This is a genomic window from Micromonospora maritima, assembly GCF_902825405.1.
Classification (GTDB): Bacteria; Actinomycetota; Actinomycetes; order Mycobacteriales; family Micromonosporaceae; genus Micromonospora; species Micromonospora maritima.
Genome location: NZ_CADEAU010000895.1, coordinates 1 through 1,062, shown reverse-complemented (window position 1 = coordinate 1,062; position 1,062 = coordinate 1). Strand labels below are relative to the sequence as shown.

Below are 1,062 nucleotides of genomic sequence, written 5' to 3'. Positions count from 1 at the left end.
GGCTCGGGCCCGCGTACCCGGACCGAGGCGGCGGGCCGCGCGGCGATCAGCTCGGCCAGCGGCGCGTCCGCGACCAGCCGGCCCCGGCCGAGCACCACCACCCGGTCGGCGGTCTGCTGCATCTCGCTCATCAGATGACTGGAGATCAGCACGGTGCGTCCCTCGTCGGCGAGGCGCCGGGTGAACCCGCGGATCCACCGCACCCCGTCCGGGTCGAGCCCGTTGACCGGCTCGTCGAGCAGCAGCACCGGCGGGTCGCCGAGCAGCGCGCCGGCGATGCCGAGCCGTTGACCCATGCCCAGGGACAGCGCCCGGCCCGGCTTGCCGGCGGCGCGGTCGTCCAGGCCGACCAGGTCGAGCACCTCGGTCACCCGCCGCGCCGGTACGCCGTTGCTGCGTGCCATCGCCCGCAGGTGGGCCGCGCCGGAGCGGGCCGGGTGCACACCCGTGGCGTCGAGCAGCGCGCCGACCTCGTACAGCGGATGCCGCAGGGTGCGGTAGTCCCGGCCGTGCACCAGCGCCGCCCCGGCGGTGGGCCGGTCCAGGCCGAGCACCATCCGCATGGTGGTGGACTTGCCCGCGCCGTTCGGGCCGAGGAACCCGGTGACCTGGCCGGGACGGATCTCGACGGTCAGGTCGTCGACGGCCGTCACCTCGCCGAACCGTTTCGTCAACCCACGAAGTGTGATCATGCGGCGACGCTATTCACCGGCGGGGGAGCGGCGCCGCTGTCGAAGGGTGGGCGCCCACCCTGACTTTCGTTAAGGAAGGGCCCCTTCTTAACGCCTCCGGTAGAGAAAGGGCCCCCTTCTAACACTGCGCGGTCAGACGCGGCGGACCACGAACGCGTCGGGCATGCGGAAGGTGAGGTTGTCCGGGCACCACGGTGGACGGACCACCGTGACGCCGTCGAGCAGCGGGGCCGCCTCGGCGACCACCACGGCGGCCTCCATCCGGGCCAGTTGGGCGCCGACGCAGCGGTGCGGGCCGGCGCCGAACGCCAGGTGCCGCCGCGAGCCCGGCTGCCCCGGGCGGAACTCGCCGGGCGCGTCGACCACGGCC

The 1,062-nt window shown here is 74.6% G+C and carries 2 protein-coding genes; both read right to left on the bottom strand.

The features are described 5' to 3' along the window. Positions 1–692, bottom strand: a 692-nt coding sequence (locus tag HUW36_RS33350) for an ABC transporter ATP-binding protein (RefSeq protein WP_174531642.1), incomplete at its 3' end; no start/stop codon positions are given. Positions 693–824: 132 nt separating this feature from the next. After that, positions 825–1,062, bottom strand: a 238-nt coding sequence (locus tag HUW36_RS33345) for a cytochrome P450 (RefSeq protein WP_174531641.1), incomplete at its 5' end; no start/stop codon positions are given.